This is a genomic window from Pseudoxanthomonas sp. LjRoot127 (assembly GCF_964253495.1).
Lineage (GTDB): Bacteria > Pseudomonadota > Gammaproteobacteria > Xanthomonadales > Xanthomonadaceae > Pseudoxanthomonas_A.
The window spans coordinates 1,014,232-1,031,664 of sequence record NZ_CAXUQR020000001.1 but is presented as its reverse complement, the minus strand read 5'-3'; the positions used below and the strand labels follow the sequence as shown (position 1 = coordinate 1,031,664).

Below are 17,433 nucleotides of genomic sequence, written 5' to 3'. Positions count from 1 at the left end.
ATGTCTCCTGTCAGCGGCCGGCCAGTGCATCGACGATCTTCAAACGCATCGCACGCGTCGCGGGCAAGGCGCCGACGATGAGCCCGATCGCGACCATCAGCCCCAGGCCGACGGCCCAGGTCTGGGCCGGGATGGTGGGCAGCGCGATCATGCCGTTGCTGGCACCGCTGACCACCGGGATCAGCGCCGAGGCGATCGCCATGCCCAGCACGCCGCCCAGCACGATCAGCAGGACCGACTCCACCAGCACCAGTACCAGCACGGTGCCGTTGGTGAAGCCCAGTGTCTTCAGCACGGCCAGCTCCGGGACGCGTTCGCGCACCGCCTGCGCCATCGTGTTGCCGGTCAGCAGCAGCAGGGTGAAGAACACCGCCGCCATGATCGCGGTGACGATCAGTCCGATGTCGGCGAACTGCTTGGCGAAGGACTGGTTGAAGGCCTGCTCGGTCTGCGTCTTGGTCTCGTGCGCCGAATTGGCCGAGATGGCATCGATCGCATTGGCCACGCGCGTCGCGTGGTTCACGTTGTCCAGCTTCACCATGTACCAGCCGATCTGGCCCTTGACGTACTGGTTGGCCTCATCGAAGTACTTCCAGTGGAACAGCAACTGGTTCTCTTCGCCCTTGCGCTTGCTGTCGGCGAGCTTGAACGTGCCGCGCAACGTCAGCGGCCACGCGTTGCTGCCGTCCTTCTGCGGGAAGATCGTCGCCTGCAGCGGGATGGTGTCGCCGACCTTCCATCCGAAGCGCTTGGCGAGGTTCTCGCCCACGATGGCACCGGTGCGGTCGGCTTCCCAGGCTTTCACCTGCGCCGGGTCGATGATGTATTCCGGATACATGTCCAGGTAGCCGGGGCCGACCGAGAAGTTCGGGAAGAAGTTCTTCGGGTCCTTGTAGATGCCGCCGAACCACGCCGCGTAGGCGCTCTTCTTCACGCCCGGCGTGGCGTCGATGCGGGCCGACAGGCTGTACGGCAGCATCTGCGTGATCGACAGCCGCGAGGCGACGACCAGGCGATCCGCACCGGCCACGCTGCCGCCGGAGTTGAACGCCACGCGCACCGAATCCAGCAGGCCGAACAGGAGGAACGCCGCGACCACCGAGAGCAGGGTCAGCAGTGTCCGCGTCTTGCTGCGGAACAGCGCCGACCATATCAGCGAGAAATATTTCATGGCCGCCTCCGGTCAGTGCGCGCCGGCCGGAGCGTCGGCCAGCTCGCCCTTGTCCAGGTGGATGGTGTGGGTGGCGTACTCGGCCGCCTTCGGATCGTGCGTGACCATGATGATGGTCTTGCCGTGTTCGCGGTTGAGCATCTGCAGCAGGTTGAGAATGTCCTCGGCCGACTGGCGGTCGAGGTCGCCCGTGGGTTCGTCGCAGATCAGGAAGGTCGGATCGGACACAATGGCGCGCGCGATGGCCACGCGCTGCTGCTGGCCACCGGAGAGCTCGTTCGGGCGGTGCGACTTGCGGTCGGCCAGGCCGACAAGTTGCAGTGCGATCTCCGCATTGCGCTTGCGTAGCGCCCCGCCCAGCTTGGTCAGCAGCAGCGGCAACTCCACGTTGCGCTGCGCGGTGAGCGTCGGCATCAGGTTGTAGAACTGGAAGACGAAGCCGACATGCGAGCTGCGCCAGTGCGCGAGCTGTCCGTCGTTCATGCGGTCGATGCGCTGGCCTTCGATCTCGATCTCGCCGCCGCTGGGCGTGTCCAGACCGCCGATCAGGTTGAGCAGCGTGGTCTTGCCCGAACCGGACGGACCCATCAGCGCGACGAAGTCGCCGTGCGGAATGTCCAGGTCGATGCCGTGCAGCACCTGCACCTTCTCGGGGCCCCGCTGGTAGGTCTTGGTGAGGTTGCGGATGGAAACCAGGGAAGACATCGGCAAGGTCCTTGTTGGAGGCGGGAAGGCGAACGGCGATGCTGCGGTTCGAACAGGGCGGATCCGGTCCTCGATGGACACGGTCCGTCCGTCAGGACGACGGATGGCGTCGTCCGGGATCGACACGCGCCGTTGGGTCGGCGCGGATACTCCGGTGATTCGCCGCGAGAGGAAGATCCTCACGCAGCGGATCGTCTATTTGGCGTCTTCGGCCAGCACGACCTTGGCGCCGTCCTTCAGTTCGGCAGGCGGGTCCAGCACGATGGTCTCGCCAGCCTGCAGTCCGTCGGTGACGTGGACGTCGTCGCCCAGCTTGCCGGCGACCTTCAGGCTGCGCTGCTGCACGGTGTCGTCGTCGCCGACCACGAAGGTCACCTGTGCGCCCTCGCGCTCGACCACGGCGGCGCCGGGAACGCGCACGCCCTTGGGCTGTTCGGCCTGCTGGGGTTTGGCGGCTTCCAGGAAACTCACGCGCACGCCCATGTCCGGCACGATGCGCGGGTCCTTCACGCTCAGCGCCACGCGCACCTTGACCGTCGCCTTGCTGCGGTCGGCGGTGGGAATGATGGCGATCACTTCGCCGGGAATCTGCCAGTCCGGGTAGGCGTTCAACGTGGCCTGGATCGGCATCTTCGGCTGCACGCGGCCGATGAAGGACTCGTTGACCTCCACTTCCACTTCCAGCGACTCCATGTCGACGATGGTGCCGATGCCAGTGCGCGTGAAGCCGCCGCCCGCCGACAGCGGCGAGACAATTTCGCCCGGCTGCGCGGCCTTGGCGATCACCACGCCGGCGAACGGCGCGCGCACGATGGTGTTGTCCAGGCCGATGTCGGCGATCTTCAGCCGGTCGGCGGCCGTGCGTTCGTTGCGCTGCGCGGTCAGCAGCTGCGCGCGCAGCAGGTCGCGCTGCGCGACGGCCTGGTCGTACTGCGCCTTCGACACGAGTTGCTGGGCGACGAGCGACGAGAGGCGGCGCGCGTTCGCTTCCGCTTCGACCAGCTGCGCCTGCACGCCGCCGGTCTGGCTGCGCGCGGCCTGCAACTGGCTCTGCGACAGGGCGCGGTCGGCATCGGCGTCGATCGGTTCCAGTCGCGCCAGCACCTGGCCCGCTTCCACGCGCATGCCTTCCTCGATGAGGACTTCCTGCACCTTGCCGGTGACCTTGGCGGAGACGGTCGCCATGCGGCGCGCGACGACGTAACCCGATGCATCCAGCACCGAGGCGGATGCGGCGTTGTTGCCCAGTGCCACGGTGGACGCGGTGCGCACTTCCAGCGGCTTCTCGCGGCCGAACATGGCCCAGCCCGCGGCGGCGAGCACCAGCAGCGCGACGACCACGCCCAGCGTGATCCACAGGCCGCGGCGCGACCGGGGCTCCGGCGGCGGCGCCTTGCGATCGATGCGGAGTTCCTTCAGCAGGTCGGCAGAGGTATTCATGCGTATCCAGACGGTGAATGCGGGGAAGTGTGACCAGCAAGGGTAACGGAAGCCTAGTTGCCGGAAGTCACTTCGTGCCGGGATGGCCGGTCCGGGCCTTCCACGGGATGCATCGTGGGGCAATGGACGGTGGCATCCCAGTGACACCTGTCACCTGATTCGCCTGAGGGCCTGCACTCATCACGGCGACGATGCCGCGGCACGATGGCCGCACCCTCCGACGAGACCGTCGCATGAACGTGGCAAGCACGATGTCCCTTCCCCTGGCCCGCCTGCGCGGCGTGCGCCACCACTACGGCAGGACGCTGGCGCTGGACGGCCTGGACCTGGCGCTGCCCGCCGGCCAGGTGTTGGCGCTGCTCGGTCCGAACGGGGCAGGCAAAAGCACCGCCATCAGCCTGCTGCTGGGTCTGCAGCGGCCCGATGCCGGCACGGCGGACCTGTTCGGCCTGCCGCCGCAGGACCTGGCGGCACGCCGGCGTACCGGCGTGATGCTGCAGGCCGCGGCGGTACCCGACACGCTGAAGGTCCGCGAATTGCTCGACCTCACGCGGGCGTACTACCCGCAGCCCCGCAGCGTCGCCGACCTGGTCGCGCTGGCCGGACTGGACGGCCTGATGGCGCGTCGCTACGGCCAGCTCTCCGGCGGCCAGCAGCGGCGCGTGCAGTTCGCCCTCGCGGTCTGCGGGCGGCCGGCGCTGCTGTTCCTCGACGAGCCCACGACCGGGCTGGACATCGATGCGCGCCAGACCTTGTGGAAGGCGATCCGCGAACTGCGCTCGCAGGGGTGCGCGGTTTTGTTGACCACCCACTACCTGGAAGAAGCCGAAGCCCTCGCCGATCGGGTCGTGGTGGTGAACCACGGGCGCATCGTGGCGGAAGGTACCGTCGCGCAGGTCCGGGCCCATGTGTCCCAGCGCCGCATCCGCTGCACCAGCGCGCTGCCGGCCGAGCGCGTGCAGGCATGGCCGGGCGTGCAGCTGGCGCAACGCGACGGCGCGCGCCTGGACATCGTCGCCGACGCCGCCGAATCCGTAGTGCGGCGCCTGCTGCATGAAGATGCCGCGCTGTCCGACCTGGAGGTGCAGCGTGCCGGCCTGGCCGAAGCCTTCCTTGCCCTCACCCGCGATACGCAGAAGGAAGCCGCCTGATGGACACCGTCGCCACCGTTCCGTTCTCGTCCACGCGCGCCTACCTGCTGGAAGCGCGCTACGAATTCCTCCGCCTGCTGCGCACACCGTCGTTCTCGCTGCCCTGCCTGCTGTTCCCGCCCGTGTTCTACCTGCTGTTCGGCGTGCTGCTCGGCGGCAAGGGCGGACCGGTCGCTGCGCACTACATGCTGGCCGGCTATGGCGTGTTCGGCGTGATCGGCGTGGCGCTGTTCGGTTTCGGCGTGACTGTCGCGATGGACCGCGAGCAGGGCCTGCTGACGCTCAAGCGCGCGCAGCCGATGCCGCCGGGCGCGTACCTCGTCGCGAAGATGGCCATGGCGCTGCTGTTCGCCGCGATCATCCTGCTGCTGCTCGCCGCGCTCGCGGCCGGCGTGGCACACGTGCAGCTGTCGGCCGCGCAATGGGCCGCGTGGGCGGCGACGTGCCTGGTCGGCGTGTTGCCCTTCAGCGCGCTGGGCCTGTGGCTGGGTACGCTGGTCGGCGGCCGCGGCGCGCCGGCGCTGATCAACCTCATCTACCTGCCGATGGCGTTCCTGTCGGGCCTGTGGGTGCCGCTGGCGATGCTGCCGACGATCCTTCAGACGCTGGCGCCCGCATGGCCGGCGTATCATCTGGCGCAGATCGCGCAGCAGGCCGTCGGCGTGGGGGCGGGGCGTACGCTGGCGCTGCACGTGGCCGTGCTGGCCGCCATCACCGCACTGTTCTTCGTGCTCGCCCGCCGCCGCCTGGTGCGGTGAGCCGGCGCCGGCACCAGGAGTCGTCCATGCAGCATCCGCCCTCATCCCTGATCGCACCGCTGACGCGCCTGCGCGATCGGCTGGTCCCCGAAGCGCTCGGCCTGGGCTGGATGCCCATCTTCCTGCTGGGCTACCTGGTGTTCCTGTTCATCCCGGTGCTGGTGCCGTCCAATGCCGACTGGGGCGAGGGCGTGCGCTGGTTCCTGTGGCCGACGCTGGTGTCCATCACGGTGTTCCTGCCGATGTACTTCCTGGCGTATCGCGGCAGCGCGATGACGCGCGTGCTGTGTGCGCTGGGCATCGCCGCACTCGGCTACGGGCTGATGCCGTTCAACGCCTTTTCCAACACCTACGTGATCTACGCGGCGGCCTTCATCGCGCTGCTGCCGGGATCGATGTGGGTCCGGGTCGAAGTGTTCGCCCTCCTGATCATCGCGTACTGCGGCATGGCGGCGTGGCTGGGGTTCCCGGTGTTCGTGCCGGTGGTGACCGCGATCGTGTCGGTGGCGGTGTTCACCGGCAATTACTTCCAGTCCGAGACGGTACGCAAGCGCGCCGAACTGAAACTCTCGCACGAGGAAGTGCGCCGCCTCGCCGCGCTCGCCGAACGCGAACGCATCGGCCGCGACCTGCACGACCTGCTCGGCCACACGCTGTCGCTGGTGGCGCTGAAGTCCGACCTGGCGGGACGCCTGATCGAGCGCGACCCGCAGGCCGCCCGCAACGAGATCGACGACGTCAGTCGCGTCGCCCGCGACGCGCTGGCGCAGGTGCGCCGCGCAGTGACCGGCATCCGCGCGGCGGGACTGGCGGCCGAGCTCGCCTCCGCGCGCCTGCTGCTGGAATCCGATGGCGTCACCCTGCGGTACGACGCGCAAGAGGTGGCGATCCCCGCCGACCTGGAGACCGTGCTTGCGCTGAGCCTGCGCGAGGCGGTGACCAACATTCAGCGGCATGCGCGCGCGAGCATCGCGGAGGTGGTGCTGGCCGCCACGCCGGAGCACGTCACCCTGCGCATCCGCGACAACGGCGTCGGCAGCGCGGCGGTGCCCGGCAATGGCTTGAGTGGCATGCGCGAGCGCGTCGAGTCGCGCGGTGGCCGCCTGCGCGTGGATTCCACGCTGCGGCAAGGCACCTGCGTGGAGATCACGCTCCCGCTGCCGTCGGGGGAGACGGCGGCGTCCGTCGAGCGGCAACCCGCGATCGCAGAGACAGGTGTGGGAGCGACGTAAGTCGCGATGCAACATCCCGGATGGTTCAGAGGCGTGGAGACGTGGCGAGGCGCCCGGACGCGGATTTCATGCGATCGCGACTTACGTCGCTCCCACATCGGAACTTCCCGCTTCGTCACGTGGCGACGGACGCGACGACTCCCAAGAGGCTGCATGATTTGGTAGCGTGACGTTCACCCCTTCCACCGTGATTTCCCGATGATCCGCGTACTCCTTGCCGAAGACCAGGCCATGGTGCGTGGCGCGCTCACCGCGTTGCTCGGCATGGAAAGCGACATCGAGGTGGTCGGCAGCGCCGCCGATGGCGAAGCGGCGTGGCGTGAGCTGCAGCGCCTGACGCCCGACCTGCTGGTCACCGATATCGAGATGCCCGGACTGAGCGGACTGGAGCTGGCACAACGCATCCAGCGGCATGGGATGGCGTGCAAGGTGGTCATCGTCACCACGTTCGCGCGCGGCGGATTCCTGCGGCGCGCAATGGATGCCGGCGTGTCGGGTTACCTGCTGAAGGATGCGCCGGCCGAAGACCTGGCCGAAGCCTTGCGCAAAGTGCACCGCGGCGGCCGCGCCATCGATCCCCAACTCGCGCTGGAAGCCTGGTCCGACGCCGATCCGCTCAACGACCGCGAACGCCAGGTGTTGCGGCTCGCGGGCGAGGGCCAGTCGGCCGGCGACATCGCCAGGCAGCTGAACCTGTCGCAGGGCACCGTTCGCAACTACCTGTCCGAAGCGATCGGCAAGCTCGGCGTCGCCAACCGCATCGAAGCCTATCGGCTGGCGCGGCAGCGCGGCTGGTTGTAAGAATCAGGAGACCCCGTGGGAGCGACGTAAGTCGCGATCGCACGTCATCCGATCAAGGAAGTCGCGCAGCATCAGGGTTCGACCCTCGCAGTCCGCGTCGGAGCCAGTTCGCGACTTACGTCGCTCCCACGGCATACGAAACGACCCGTTCGTCAACCGCCGTAACGCGCCTTCAGCATGGCGTACGCACTGCGCAGCGCGAGGGCTTCGCCGCCGGCGGGACGACCTGCGCGGTCGTTGTCGTTCCAGGCGTACACGTCCAGATGCGCCCACTTCATGCCGTCGGGCACGAAGCGCTCCAGGTACAGCGCCGCCGTGACCGCGCCGGCCATGCGCGAGCCGGCGTTGGCCAGGTCGGCAATGCCGCTGGTCAGATAGCGCAGGTACGGGCGCCACAGCGGCATGCGCCATACCGGGTCGCGCATGCGTTCACCGGCCGCGATCCACTCGTTCGCCACGGTGTCGTCGTTGGCGAACAGCGCCGGCAGGTCGGGCCCCAGCGCGATGCGGGCCGCGCCGGTCAGCGTGGCGAAATCGAGCAGCAGGTCGGGCGCCTGTTCGCCGGCATAGGCCAGCGCATCGCACAGGATCACGCGACCTTCGGCATCGGTGTTGTCGATCTCCACGCTGACGCCCTTGCGGGTGGCGATCACTTCGCCGGGGCGGAAGGCGTTCGGGCCGATGCTGTTCTCCACGGCCGGCACCAGCAGGGTCAACCGCACCGGCAGGTTGCGGGCCATCACCAGGCGCGCCAGGGCGATCGCGTGCGCCGCACCCCCCATGTCCTTCTTCATGTGGCGCATGCCGTCGGCCGGCTTGATGTCCAGCCCGCCGGTATCGAAACACACGCCCTTGCCGACCACCGCCACGTGCGGATGCGCCGCGTCGCCCCAGCGCAGCCCGATCAGGCGCGGCGCGCGGTGCGAGGCACGGCCCACGGCGTGGATCGCGGGGAAGTTGTGCGCCAGCAGTCCTTCGCCTGCGATCACCTCGAGCTCGGCGCCATGCGTGGTCGCCAGCTCGCGCACCGCGTCCTCCAGCTCGTCCGGGCCCATGTGCTCGGTCGGCGTGTTGACCAGGTCGCGCACCTGCAGGCTGGCCGCCAGCAGGTCGAGCGCTTCGGCGTCGGCATCCGGCAGGACCAGGCGCGCCGGCGTGCGCGGCGGCTGCTTGTAGCGGTCGAACCTGTAGCTGCCCAGCCCCCACCCCAGCTGCAGCGCCACCCGTGCGTCGGCGGAAAGATCCGTGGTCACGCGCCAGTCGCCCGCGGGCAGGCCGAACGGGGCATGCGCGTACGCGTACGGGTCCAGCGGGTCGCCGATGCCGATGACGGCCCCGGCCAGCCCCTGTTCGCCCGGCAGCGCCAGCAGCGAGCCGAGCGAGGCGGTGAAGTTCTGTGCATCCAGCCAGGCATTCACCGCCGGCGATTGCGTCGCGCGCCATGCGGCCAGCTGCGTGCGTTCCAGCACATGCAGGGGACGGGCATCGGCGGACGAGTCGGTGTAGGCGAGGGCAGCGCTCATGCGGCGGCGGGTTCCGTGGCGAAATCGGGGTGGGCGTCCAGCCAGTCGGCCAGCGCGGTGAGGGTGGCGAATTCCAGGTCCGGGCGCAGCGCTTCGTGCGGCCATGCCTGCGGTATGCCCGCATGGTCTTCCGGACGGTTTATCCAGCAACTGCGCAGGCCGGCGCGCAACGCACCGACCACGTCCATCTCGACATGGTCGCCGACATGCAGCACCTCGCCCGGCGGCACGCCCAGCCGCTCGCACGCGGCATGGAAGATGCTGGCTTCAGGCTTCGCCACGCCATGTTCGCGCGAGTGCACCTGGTGCACGAACAGGTGGCCCAGCCCGATCCGCTGCAGGTCGGCGTTGCCGTTGGTCACCGCGGCGATCGGCAGGCGCGCGGCGATGCGCTGCAGCGCCTCCAGTGCGTCCGGGTAGTACTCCACCTGGTTGCGCGCGGCGTAGAAGGTTTCGTACGCCGGCTCCAGCAAGGCCATGTCGGCGCCGCTCTCGCGCAGGGCGTGTTCCAGCGTCAGCCGGCGCAGGATGCTGAGGTCGTGCTTGTACTGCGGGTGGGCGGCGAAGACCTGCTCGCGCACCAGGCGCATCCGCTCGACGGGGAACATGGCGGCGGTGGCGGGGCTGTGCTGGCGCAGCCAGTCGTCGAGGACGCGCTCGATGCGTGCGCCGATGGGGGCGAACGGCCAGAGGGTGTCGTCGAGGTCGAGGGTGATGGCGCGGACGGGGAAGCTCATCGGCGCGATTTTACACCCGGCGGGGAGGGGGCCTTTCACCGGCGCCAGGATGAATCCCCTCTCCCTGCGCGAGAGGGGTTGGGGCGAGGGGCAACGAAGTCCGTCGCCCATGCGCACTGGAACTATCCAGAGGCACGCTGCCATTCTTGCTTTCCGGGCTTGGCGGGATGGTTCCTTGACGCGCAAGGGTGGCGCCGCTGGCCGCGGGGGCCCTACTTTTCTTTGCTTGTGCAAAGAAAAGTAGGCAAAAGAAACACACCCCGGCGGTCCGCCCGCCGCTGAGCGGCGGGTTCGCAGTCACGACGGGAATTTTCGGACGGGGCCTCCTGCCCCGGCCGAAAACGGCGCACGTCCTGTGCGCCGCCCCTGCGGGGTTTTACCCGCCGCGACTGCCGGACCTCAGGGGCCCCGAGAGCGGCGTCTGACTGACCAACGCGCGCTTTTGCGGTTGGTCTTGTCTTCTGGCCCCATGAGGCACGGCGAGTGGGCCGGGTACAACCCGAAGGGCGCCGTCATGGATGACGGCGTTTTCGTATGGCACATGGATGTGCCTTACGAAAATTCCCGGCCCGCTCGCGGACCCGGAGCGAAGCGCAGGGCGTGCCGCCTGGGGTGTGTTTCTTTGCTTCTTTCTTTGCACAAGCAAAGAAAGAAGGCCCCCGCGGCGAGCGGCGCCATGCCTGACCCAAAGCCCCGCCTACGAAAGACGCACTCAACACGTTCATCATGAGTGTGCGTTTCGAATGAGCGGCGGATGTGGAGAAGTCGCTGATAGCCGATGAGGACCGACTTCGTTGCCCCTCACCCCAACCCCTCTCTCCCACAGGGACTTCCTTCGGTCGCCGCAGGGAGAGGGCTCTTGGGGCAGTCGTCACTCCAGCAGCCGCGCCCATCCTTCCATCCCTTCCACCCGCGCCAGCACCAGCTTCACGCACACCAGCAACGGCACCGCCAGCAGCAGTCCGATGATCCCCCACAGCCACCCGAACAGCATCAGCGCCAGGATCAGCACCAGTGGCGACAACGCCATCCGCTTGCCCAGGATGATCGGCGTGATGATCTGTCCCTCGATCGTGTGCAGCACCAGGTAAGCGATCGCCGGCAGCATCGACTGCAGCGGCTGGTCGAAGCTGATGAAGCCCACCAGCAGCATCGACACCATCCCGATCAACGGGCCCACATAGGGCGCGAAGTTCAGCAGCGTCGCCATGGTGCCCCACAGCAGCGCTTCGGCCAGCGGCAGGCCCAGCAGGTACAGCACCCCGGCGAACACCAGGCCCACCACCGTGTTGATGATGCTGATGGTCAGTACGTAGCGCGACACCTCGCGCTCGATGGAGTGCAGGATCTCCACGGTGAATTTCTTCTGCTGCCGCCCGGGCAGCAGCGCGATCGCGTTCCGCTGCAGGTTCTCGCCGTACACCATGAAGAAGAACGTCAGCAGCACCACCGCCAGCAGCGACGCGAGCACGCGCGGGGTGGCCAGCAGCTTGCCGTACGGGTCGTCCGGCGTGGCCTGTACCACTTGCGGCTGGCGCCCGGACGCCTGCGCGCCGGCGGCGGCGCGGGCGAAACTCTCCGCGGCCTTGTTGGCGTCCTGCACCGGCTTGGTGAGCTCGCGAAGCTTCGGCGCCAGCTGGCGCATCTCGCGCGGCGCCTGCTGGGCCCACTCCATCGCCGAGGGCAGCATCTTCTGCGCCAGCAGGCCGGTCGCCGCCATGCCGCCGAGCAGCACGATCAGGGCGCCGAGGAAACGCGGGACGTACAACTTGCGCAGCACGCGAATGATCGGGTTGCCGACCAGCGCGAAGAACATCGCCAGCAGCACCGGCAGCAGCAGGTCCTGCGCCGCCCACAGCGTATAGCCGACGGCCAGCGTCGCCAGCACCAGCATCGGCGTCGAACCGCGGGGACGCGAAGGCGGCGGAGTGGGCGCCGGGATGTCGGAGGACGCGGGTGTGCTCATGGACAGGGGGCCGCCTGGAAGGATGCGCGATTGTGCAGCGGTCCCTGTGGGAGCGACGTGAGTCGCGACCCCGCGCGGTGGCGGTCAGGAAGTCCCCACCGCTCACGGTCTTCCAGGACACAAGGGTGCAACGGGACGTCGTTCGTGCGGTCGCGACTCACGTCGCCCCTGCAACAGACCCCGGCGTCAGCGCTCGGACAGCTCCGTTGCCGCTTCGGCCGGCCGCGGGGCGGTCGCCACGATGCGGTCCTCGTCGAAAGCCTCGTCCACCATCGGCTCGTCCTCCTCCTCGACCACCGCGCCGTCGGCCTGGGCCTGCTGCTGCACATCCTGTGCGGTGTCGGCGGCCTGCTCGGCGGTTTCCGCGGCAGTGGCGGCCTGCGCGGTGGCCAGGAAACTGGAGACCGCGGTGAACATCTGCATCCAGCGCGCCCCGGTCAGTGCGCGCAGCGGTTCGGCGCGGCCCACCAGGAAGCCGCTCACCACCCCGGCGATGACGATGCGTCCCGGCGTCCAGCCTTCGCGCCATGAGTCCTTGAGGATCGTCCAGTACAGCGAGGACTGCGCGCTGCGCAGTTCCACCCGCCTCTCGGCCCGTGCCACGTGCTGCTGCAGCTGTTCGAAGCGCATCAGGGGCCTCCGGTGCCGGGGGGCGGCGTGCCCGGCGGAAGTTCGTCGTCGTCGGGGCTGCCGTTCTCGTCGAACAGGCCCAGCCGCGACAGCTGGCGCCGGGTCGCATGCATGCCGGTGTAATCGAAGTAACGGCTCACCCGCCAAGCGGCGAATGCGGTCATGGCCAGGCTGAGGAACGCTGCCAGCGAAAGCGACTGCAGCCAGGAGAAACCGAACCGCTGCATCAGCGCGATCAGCGCGCCGGTGATCAGCAGCCAAGCGGACGCACCGAACACCACCGCCACGCATGCCCACGCCAGCGCACGGCCGAAGGCACTGCGGGCCAGCGCGAAATCCGCCGACACCAGCGCACGCATCGCACGACCGGTGTCCTTCGCGGACCCGTACGCAGCGCGCCCGGCTTCACCGACCTCCTTGAGGCTGTCGATGAAGTCGGGCGGCGGGACGTCGGTGTCGCGGGGCGCGTCGCTCACGCGGCGGGCTTACTTGTCGCCGCCGCCGCTGCGCGCCAGCTTGGCGATGATCCAGCCGGCGGCAAAGGCCACGCCGAAGGAGGCGATCGGCCGCTCGCGGATCAGGTCGGCGGCACTGTCGATCAGGTCGCGACCCTTGTCCATCAGCGCATCGACCTGCTCGCGCGCCGCGCCGCCGCCGGCTTCGGCCGCCGCCAGGCCCGACAGCGCGCCGTCGGCCAGTTCGGATTTGACGTTCGCCTTGCCCAGGCGCAGCTCGTCGCCCGCGGCGCTGGCGGCGCCCTTGATCGCTTCGCTGGCGGCCGCCGCGGCGGAGGCCAGGTGCGAACCGGCTTCGCCCAAGTTGGACTTCAGGGCATCGGTATGTGTGGGAATGCTCATGGGTGTCTCCTGCAGGCGGGGGATGGGGGCACTGTAATGCACGCGGGTGAACGCGCTGTTAGATGGGTGGGGGAAGGAGTGAATAGGGAGCAGTGAAGCGTGAGCGGACGCAAGGACCTCCCTCCTTACATCTCACTTCTCCCCCTCACTCCCGCACCTCACTGCATCAGCAGCCGCCCCGTGCCGCGGCCGCGCAGGATGTCCAGCACCAGCTGCGCCGGCTTGCGCTCGAAGCTGGCGCGGAACCCCGGCAGGTCGCCGAACTCGCCGCTGCTGCTGCGCACGATGATGTCGCCCGGACGCAGCCCGCTGTTCCAGGCGCGGCTGTCGCGCGCCACGTTGCTCACCTGCACGCCGCCCTGCGCGCCGCGCAGCATGCCGCGCAGCGCCTGCCGCGCGGATTCGTCCAGTTCCTTCAGCGTTGCGCCGGCCAGGCGCGGGTCGAGCGTCGCGCCCTCGGCGTTGCGCACGCCTTCCTTCAGCGCCACGTCCAGCTGCAGCGACTTGCCATCGCGGCGCACGTCCAGCGCCACGCGCGTGCCCACCGGCTGCAGGCCTTCGAAGTTGTGCAGGGCGGCGCGGTTGTCGATGCGCTGGCCATTGGCCGCCATCACCACGTCGCCGGGCTGCAGGCCGGCCGCGGCCGCGGCCGAACCCGGATACACCCGCGTCACCAGCGCGCCACGCGGCACGTCCAGCCCCAGCCCGCGCGCCGTGCGCTCGTCCACGTCCTGCGATTCCACGCCGAACGTGCCCCGGCGCACCACGCCGTTGTTGGCGATCAGCTGGTCCATGATGCCGCGCGCCATGTTGATCGGAATGGCGAAGCCCAGGCCGATGTTGCCGGCCATGCTGCCGCGCGGGTTGAAGCTGGCGGTGTTGATGCCCACCAGCCGGCCCTGCAGGTCGACCAGCGCGCCGCCGGAGTTGCCCGGATTGATCGAGGCGTCGGTCTGGATGAAGTTCTGGTAGCCCGCCACCGGAATGCCGCTGCGGCCCACGGCCGACACGATGCCCGAGGTCACCGTCTGGCCCAGCCCGTACGGGTTGCCCATCGCGACGACGAAGTCGCCGACCTGCAGCTGGTCGCTGTTGGCCATCGGCACCGCGGTCAGGCCCTGGGTGGGGATGCGGATCAGGGCGACGTCGGTATCCGGGTCCGACCCGATGAACTCGGCCTCCACCTGGCGACCGTCGTTGAGCGTGACCGACACACCGTCGGCGTTCTCCACCACGTGGTGGTTGGTCAGCACGTAACCGCGCGCGGCGTCCACGATCACGCCCGACCCCAGCGCGCGCTCCACCCGTTCGCGCGGCATGTCGGGGATGCCCAGGATGCGGCGGAACACCGGGTCGTCGCCGAACGGCCCCAGCGGGCTGGCCACGCGCACGGTCTGGCGGCTGTACACGCTGACCACCGCCGGGGTGACGCGCTTGAGCATCGGCGCCAGCGAGGGCAGCGCCTGGCCATCGACGGTCGCCGGCAGGGCGGCCGCGGCCGGCACCGCCGCGGCCACGCCGGGCGCGGCCTGGGCCGGTGTCTGGAAGACCTCATGGAAGCCGGTCGCCGCGAAGCCGCCGAACGCGGCGGCGGCGGACAGGGCGATCAGGGTGGGAAACGGGCGCAGCGCTTTCTTCATGGTCGGTCGGCAGCTCGTCGTCGTGTCGGAGGGAACGGGGGCCCAGGGCCTCCCGCGAACCTGAATGAGTCTGCTGACGGACCCCTAAACCTGCAATGAAGTTCGCCGCGTGCCCGCCGCAAACCGACCCCCGCCCGTGATGACGGACGGTGGGTCCCTGGCCATGCAATTGTCATGTCAATCCGGTTGACAGGGGGAAACCCCGGGCGTAGTTTGGCGTCTTCGTGCTGACACAAGATGTTGCGGTCCAGCACGAGTCGGACCCAAGCACTGGTGTTTCTGTAGAAAAAGCCTGCGGGCTCAGCGCTTGGGAAATCGGGCGCCTTTGGGGATTGGCGCATGAGGGCGAGGGAAGCGGTGGGCACCACGGCGACGGCAGGTCCCATTTCCACAATCCGGCAACCGGCGCGGCGCATCCTGTGCGGCCGCCCGCGGTGCCGTCCCTGTCCGTCGGCACCGCAATGAATCATCGGGGTGGGCCCTGGCCCGCCCGCCACCACAGTCACTGAAGTTCCAGTCGTTCAGGAGAACAACACAACCATGAGTACGGTGCGCCTCGAGGCGATCAAGACGGAACAGCCCACCCTGGTCCCCATGCAACCGGCGTCCCAGGACATCTGGGACAAGAAGTACCGGCTGAAGACCAAGCAGGGCGAGGCCCTCGACGCCGACATCGACGGTACCTACCAGCGCGTGGCCCGCGCCCTGGCCGACGCGGAAGCCAGCCCCGAGAAGCGCGCCTACTGGTACGAGCGCTTCGTGTGGGCGCTGCGCCGCGGCGCCATCCCGGCCGGCCGCATCACCTCCAACGCCGGCGCCCAGCAGCACAAGCCAGCCACCAGCACGATCAACTGCACCGTCTCCGGCACCATCGAGGACTCGATGGACGGCATCCTGGACAAGGTCCACGAAGCCGGCCTGACCCTGAAGGCCGGCTGCGGCATCGGCTACGAGTTCAGCACGCTGCGACCGAAGGGCGCCTTCGTCGCCGGCGCCGGTGCGTACACCTCCGGCCCGATGTCCTTCATGGATATCTACGACAAGATGTGCTTCACCGTCTCCAGCGCCGGCGGCCGCCGCGGCGCGCAGATGGGCACGTTCGAAATCTCCCACCCGGACGTCAAGGACTTCATCCGCGCCAAGCGCGAAGACGGCCGCCTGCGCCAGTTCAACCTCTCGCTGCTGATCACCGACGGCTTCATGGAAGCCGTGGACACCGACGCCGACTGGCCGCTCGTGTTCCCGGTGAACATCAAGGAGAAGGGCGACATCAACTTGGAAGACCCCAGCCAGGTCGTCTGGCGCGAGTGGCCCACGCACAAGAACTACATCGTCCGCGACGACGGCCTGGTGGCCTGCAAGATCTACGGCCACATCCGCGCCCGCCACCTGTGGGACATGATCATGGTCTCGACGTACGACTACGCCGAGCCGGGCTTCATCCTGATCGACCGCGTCAACGAGATGAACAACAACTGGTGGTGCGAGACCATCCGCGCCACCAACCCGTGCGGCGAGCAGCCGCTGCCGCCCTACGGCGCCTGCCTGCTGGGCTCGGTCAACCTGACCACCTTCGTGCGCGACCCCTTCACCGACCAGGCGCGTTTCGACTGGGAGGAATACAAGGAAGTCGTGCGCGTGTTCACCCGCATGCTCGACAACGTGGTCGAAGTGAACGGCCTGCCGCTGGAACAGCAGCGCCAGGAGATCCTGCGCAAGCGCCGCCACGGCATGGGCTTCCTGGGCCTGGGCAGCACGCTGACCATGCTCAAGCACAAGTACGGCAGCGCCGAGTCGTGCGAATTCACCGAAGCCATCGCCCGCGAAATGGCCGTGGCCGGCTGGGAAATGGGCCTGGCCCTGGCGAAGGAAAAGGGCCCCGCCCCGATCATGGAAGAGCGCTTCCCCGTCACCGCCGCCATGCTGCGCCAGCGCCCGGAAATGGCGAAGGACGGCTGGAAGGTCGGCCAGGAGATCCCCGGCAAGGTGCTGCACGCCAAGTACAGCCGCTACATGCAGCGCGTGGCCACCGTCGCCCCCGACCTGGTGGACGAACTGGCCGAAGTCGGCAGCCGTTTCACCCACCACAGCTCCATCGCGCCGACCGGCACGATTTCGCTGTCGCTGGCCAACAACGCCTCCAACGGCATCGAGCCCTCGTTCGCGCACCACTACAGCCGCAACGTGATCCGCGAAGGCAAGAAGTCGAAGGAAAAGGTCGACGTCTACTCCTACGAGCTGCTCGCCTACCGCGAACTGGTCAACGGCAAGGCCATGCCGTTCTCGGACGATCCGGACGCGAAGCTGCCCGACTACTTCATCGCCGCCGACGACATCAGCCCGAAGGAACACGTCGACGTGCAGGCCGCCGCGCAGAAGTGGGTCGACAGCTCCATCTCCAAGACCGCCAACGTCCCCACGGACTATCCGTACGAGCAGTTCAAGGACATCTACCGCTACGCCCACCAGCAGGGCCTGAAGGGCTGCACCACGTTCCGCTTCAACCCCGCCGCCTTCCAGGGCGTGCTGGTGAAGGAAGCCGACCTGGAGAACACCACCTACCGCTTCGAGCTGGAAGACGGCAACGTCATCGAGGTGAAGGGCAACGAGCAGATCGAGTACGACGGCGAGATGCACACCGCCGCCAACCTGTTCGACGCGTTGAAGGAAGGGTATTACGGCAAGTTCTGAGGTAACCCCTCAGCGCGTGCCTGCTGTTCTCCTCTCCCCGCCTGCGGGGAGAGGATGCCCGGAGGGCAGGTGAGGGGGAGCGAGCGCAGCGAGTTGCGTTGGCTCTTCGCGAAAAGCGGCCCCTCATCCGC

15 protein-coding genes are annotated in these 17,433 nt (G+C 68.6%); 5 read left to right on the top strand and 10 right to left on the bottom strand.

Annotated features, from left to right (window positions below; translation table 11 throughout):
* Positions 1–10: 10 nt before the first annotated feature.
* From ACSQ19_RS04980 to ACSQ19_RS04970, 3 genes are all read right to left on the bottom strand, one after another.
* The gene (locus tag ACSQ19_RS04980; RefSeq protein WP_296282793.1) at positions 11–1,171 is read right to left on the bottom strand and encodes an ABC transporter permease; all 1,161 of its coding nucleotides are present in this window, start codon (positions 1,169–1,171) and stop codon (positions 11–13) included.
* Between the two features lie 12 nt (positions 1,172–1,183).
* Entirely contained in the window at positions 1,184–1,876 is a 693-nt protein-coding gene (locus ACSQ19_RS04975) for an ABC transporter ATP-binding protein (protein ID WP_299347074.1), read from the bottom strand.
* Positions 1,877–2,071: 195 nt separating this feature from the next.
* On the bottom strand, positions 2,072–3,316 hold the full coding sequence (locus ACSQ19_RS04970) for an efflux RND transporter periplasmic adaptor subunit (protein ID WP_436000418.1): 1,245 nt from the start codon (positions 3,314–3,316) through the stop codon (positions 2,072–2,074).
* A 251-nt stretch (positions 3,317–3,567) separates the two neighbouring features.
* Between ACSQ19_RS04970 and ACSQ19_RS04965 the strand changes: the two genes are divergently transcribed.
* The 4 genes from ACSQ19_RS04965 (at position 3,568) to ACSQ19_RS04950 (ending at position 7,258) form a co-directional block, all read left to right on the top strand.
* Positions 3,568–4,467, top strand: a complete 900-nt coding sequence (locus ACSQ19_RS04965) for an ABC transporter ATP-binding protein (RefSeq protein ID WP_296282796.1) — start codon at positions 3,568–3,570, stop codon at positions 4,465–4,467.
* The gene (locus ACSQ19_RS04960) at positions 4,467–5,225 is read left to right on the top strand and encodes an ABC transporter permease (RefSeq protein ID WP_296282797.1); all 759 of its coding nucleotides are present in this window, start codon (positions 4,467–4,469) and stop codon (positions 5,223–5,225) included. Before ACSQ19_RS04965 ends, ACSQ19_RS04960 begins: the two co-directional genes overlap by 1 nt.
* A gap of 26 nt (positions 5,226–5,251) precedes the next feature.
* Positions 5,252–6,457 carry a sensor histidine kinase gene (locus ACSQ19_RS04955; RefSeq protein WP_299347070.1) on the top strand — a complete coding sequence of 402 codons (1,206 nt, stop codon included), beginning with the start codon at positions 5,252–5,254 and terminating at the stop codon, positions 6,455–6,457.
* Between the two features lie 198 nt (positions 6,458–6,655).
* On the top strand, positions 6,656–7,258 hold the full coding sequence (locus ACSQ19_RS04950; protein WP_299347068.1) for a response regulator transcription factor: 603 nt from the start codon (positions 6,656–6,658) through the stop codon (positions 7,256–7,258).
* A gap of 152 nt (positions 7,259–7,410) precedes the next feature.
* Here ACSQ19_RS04950 and ACSQ19_RS04945 read toward each other — a convergent pair whose 3' ends face one another.
* From ACSQ19_RS04945 to ACSQ19_RS04915, 7 genes are all read right to left on the bottom strand, one after another.
* Positions 7,411–8,781: a leucyl aminopeptidase family protein gene (locus ACSQ19_RS04945; RefSeq protein ID WP_299347066.1), complete on the bottom strand. Its 1,371-nt coding sequence runs from the start codon at positions 8,779–8,781 to the stop codon at positions 7,411–7,413.
* Positions 8,778–9,518, bottom strand: coding sequence for an HAD family hydrolase (locus tag ACSQ19_RS04940; RefSeq protein WP_299347065.1), 741 nt, complete (start codon positions 9,516–9,518; stop codon positions 8,778–8,780). The genes ACSQ19_RS04945 and ACSQ19_RS04940 overlap by 4 nt, the downstream gene beginning before the upstream one ends.
* Positions 9,519–10,389: 871 nt before the next feature.
* On the bottom strand, positions 10,390–11,484 hold the full coding sequence (locus tag ACSQ19_RS04935; RefSeq protein ID WP_296282802.1) for an AI-2E family transporter: 1,095 nt from the start codon (positions 11,482–11,484) through the stop codon (positions 10,390–10,392).
* Positions 11,485–11,670: 186 nt separating this feature from the next.
* Positions 11,671–12,114, bottom strand: a complete 444-nt coding sequence (locus tag ACSQ19_RS04930; protein ID WP_296282803.1) for a hypothetical protein — start codon at positions 12,112–12,114, stop codon at positions 11,671–11,673.
* Positions 12,114–12,590 (bottom strand): phage holin family protein, encoded by a 477-nt coding sequence (locus tag ACSQ19_RS04925; protein ID WP_436000415.1) that lies wholly within the window; start codon positions 12,588–12,590, stop codon positions 12,114–12,116. The genes ACSQ19_RS04930 and ACSQ19_RS04925 overlap by 1 nt, the downstream gene beginning before the upstream one ends.
* Before the next feature lie 9 nt (positions 12,591–12,599).
* Positions 12,600–12,971 carry a hypothetical protein gene (locus ACSQ19_RS04920; protein ID WP_299347063.1) on the bottom strand — a complete coding sequence of 124 codons (372 nt, stop codon included), beginning with the start codon at positions 12,969–12,971 and terminating at the stop codon, positions 12,600–12,602.
* 158 nt (positions 12,972–13,129) lie between these two features.
* Complete coding sequence (locus ACSQ19_RS04915) at positions 13,130–14,599, bottom strand: Do family serine endopeptidase (RefSeq protein WP_299347160.1); 1,470 nt, start codon at positions 14,597–14,599, stop codon at positions 13,130–13,132.
* 552 nt (positions 14,600–15,151) lie between these two features.
* Between ACSQ19_RS04915 and ACSQ19_RS04910 the strand changes: the two genes are divergently transcribed.
* Entirely contained in the window at positions 15,152–17,302 is a 2,151-nt protein-coding gene (locus ACSQ19_RS04910; RefSeq protein ID WP_299347062.1) for an adenosylcobalamin-dependent ribonucleoside-diphosphate reductase, read from the top strand.
* The last annotated feature ends 131 nt before the right edge of the window (positions 17,303–17,433 follow it).